A 2,659-nucleotide genomic window follows, 5' to 3' on the forward strand; every position below is an offset into this window, starting at 1 on the left:
CGGCGGCGGTACGCGGACCGGCCCCGCCCGGTCCCGCCTGAGCCTTGACCAATGTCGCGCCGGTCCCGCTCAGCGCGGCCATCAGCGGCTGAGCGGCGGAGCCGGCGGCCGGCGCCGGCGCACGCGGTGATCCCGAAGACGTCCCGGCGGGCCGGGAGGCCTCGCTCCCAGCCGGCGCACCGCCGGGCAGGGACTCGCCCGTTCCGCCGGCCTCCTCGTCAGCCTCCGCCAGGTCGTCCGGGGTGGGCTGGGCGGCCGAGGAGGCGCCGAGGCGCGGTTTCAGGACGGCTGGAGGGACGGCCGTGGGGGACTGCGCCGCGCCCTCGCCTTGAACGGCGATCGCCGCCTGGGTTTCCGCGGGGGTCGCCGTGTCAGAAGGCAGGGGGAGCGCGATGAGCGCCTCAGGGGGTTGTTGCAGGGCGCTGGCCCCAGTCGGCACCGCCGCGCCGGCGGCCGGCGCGGCGCCTTTAGAGGTCGCGTCGGAGTTTGGGGGGCTGGCGGGTCTGGACTTGGCGGCCGGTGAGGTCGGCTTTGCGGCGCCCGGGCCGCCAGCGCCCACCTGATCGCTCGTCTTCTCGTCCACCAGGGTGTGGAAGCCGGAGTCCGCCTCCAGGCGCCGGCGCGCGGCCTGGGCCGCCGCGAACGGGGTGGCTGTCCTTGAGGGCGGGCTGGCGGCGGTCGACGACATCGACCCGCTCCACGCAACCCCCGCGCCAGCCGCCATTAACGCTCAAACGCTTGCTCCGGCTTGGATCGCGGCGGCGGAATTAACCGATGAGCGACCCCAGGCGGCGCTTTCTGCCGTGTGGGCCGGGCGCTCGCGTCAGAAACTGCCGGGCTGAAACGCCGCCTTGCCGCGCCGACGACGGGCTCAGCCCACCATGTCCCAGGCCAGGGGTTCGCCCCGCGTCAGGTCGCGGGCGGCGCGGCGGCCCAGCACGTCGTCCAGGCGCGACGGCGGCAGGCCGAAGCCGGGTCGGATGGAGCGGACGTGCTCCGGCCCGAGTCGGGCGCCCCGTTCGACATCGGCGACCACATAGAGCGAGCGCCGGTAGGTGCGGTTCGCGCTCTCCTCCACGCCGCGGGCGTAGCCGGCTTCGCCTAGCGCCGCGTGGGCGTCGCGGCAGGCGCGCACCAGCTGGGCCAGCTCCTGCGGTTCCAGCGAGAAGGCCGAGTCCGGTCCGCCGTCGGCCCGATCAAGGGTGACGTGCTTCTCGATGATCGCCGCGCCGAGCGCCACCGCCGCCACCGCCGCCACCGTCCCCGGCGTGTGGTCCGACAGGCCCGCCACGCAGCCGAAGTCGGCGGCCAGGCGCGGGATGGTGGAAAGCTTCGCGTCGCTGAAGCGGGCGGGATAGGCGCTGACGCAGTGGAGCAGGGCCACCTCGCCCGTCCCGTGCGCCCGCGCGGTGGAGAGCGCTGCGGCGATCTCGGTCGGGCTGGCCATGCCGGTGGAGATGATCAGCGGCCTGCCCGTGGCGGCGGTGCGGGCGATCAGCGGCAGGTCCACCGCCTCGAAGGAGGCGATCTTGTAGGCCGGCGCGTCCAGCCCCTGCAGCAGGTCCACCGCCGTCTCGTCGAACACCGAGGAGAAGATGGTGATCCCGCGCGCCCGGGCGTGGGCGAACAGGGCTGCGTGCCAGGCGTAGGGGGTGTGCGCCTCGGCGTAGAGGTCGTGCAGGGTGCGCCCGGCCCAGAGGCCTCCCTCCAGCCGGAAGCCGGGGCCGTCGTGGTCGAGGGTGATGGTGTCGGGGGTGTAGGTCTGCAGCTTCACAGCATCGGCGCCGGCGTCGGCGGCGGCGTCGATCAGGCGGCGCGCACGGTCGATATCGCCGTTGTGGTTGCCCGACAGCTCGGCGATGACGAAGGGGGTGGCCTCGCCGCCGATGGCGCGGCCGGCGATCGCGAAGGGTTGGGTCTGGACGTTGCGGGCGGAGCCGGGCACAGACGGCCTCTCGGAGGATGCGCTGGGTTCAGGCCGGGTTCAGCCGTCGGCCGTCAGTCTCCCTGGTCAGCGTTAACGCTTTGTCGCCGGTCGAGCGGATGGGGTTGCGGCATGATCGAGCTGCGTGATTTTGTGGACGGGGATGTCCACGACCTGTTCCGCTGGCGGCGCGAGCCCGAGGTGGACCGCTGGATGTACGAGCTGCCGCCCGAGCAGTTCGCAGGCCACCAGCAGTGGTTCGACGGCCTGCGCGCCGACCCGCGCCGTAGAGGCTGGATCATCGAGCTGAACGGCCAGCCCTGCGGCGCCCTGACGCTGGTGGGCATCTCGCCGACCCAGCGCCGCGCCCAATGGGGCTGGTACATCGGGGAGGCCGACGCCCGCGGCCGCGGCGCCGGCCGCGCCGCCCAGGCTCTGGGCCTGGACCGCGCCTTCGCCGAATACGACCTGCACAAGGTCTGGTCCGAGGTCCCCGCCGGCCACGAGACCGCGCTCAAGGCCCAGGCCGCCGCCGGTTTCCGCCGCGAAGGCTATCTCCGCCGCCACGCCTTCAAGCACGGCGAGTTCCGCGACGTGGTGCTCATGGCGATCCTGGCGGACGAGTGGGCGGTGAGGCGGGAGGCGGTCCGGAGTGAGCTGGTGAAGTCGGGGATGATCACGGGGTGATCTGACGCTCCAAGACGCGGGCTATCTGAGCGTCGCCTGCCTGTCTAA

At 73.6% G+C, this 2,659-nt stretch carries 3 protein-coding genes; 1 reads left to right on the plus strand and 2 read right to left on the minus strand.

Features of this window, described 5'->3' with window-relative positions; translation table 11 throughout:
• The coding region (locus HUV06_RS15785; RefSeq protein WP_371811103.1) for a hypothetical protein at nt 1–688 on the minus strand (688 nt) is incomplete at its 3' end.
• 183 nt (nt 689–871) lie between these two features.
• Nucleotides 872–1,945 carry a pseudaminic acid synthase gene (pseI, locus tag HUV06_RS15790; RefSeq protein WP_174302193.1) on the minus strand — a complete coding sequence of 358 codons (1,074 nt, stop codon included), beginning with the start codon at nt 1,943–1,945 and terminating at the stop codon, nt 872–874.
• Between the two features lie 111 nt (nt 1,946–2,056).
• Between pseI and pseH the strand changes: the two genes are divergently transcribed.
• The gene (pseH, locus tag HUV06_RS15795) at nt 2,057–2,611 is read left to right on the plus strand and encodes a UDP-4-amino-4,6-dideoxy-N-acetyl-beta-L-altrosamine N-acetyltransferase (protein WP_174302194.1); all 555 of its coding nucleotides are present in this window, start codon (nt 2,057–2,059) and stop codon (nt 2,609–2,611) included.
• Nucleotides 2,612–2,659 lie beyond the last annotated feature (48 nt).

It is taken from the genome of Caulobacter sp. S45 (genome assembly GCF_903642205.1).
In the GTDB taxonomy this organism is placed as follows: Bacteria; Pseudomonadota; Alphaproteobacteria; order Caulobacterales; family Caulobacteraceae; genus CAHJWH01.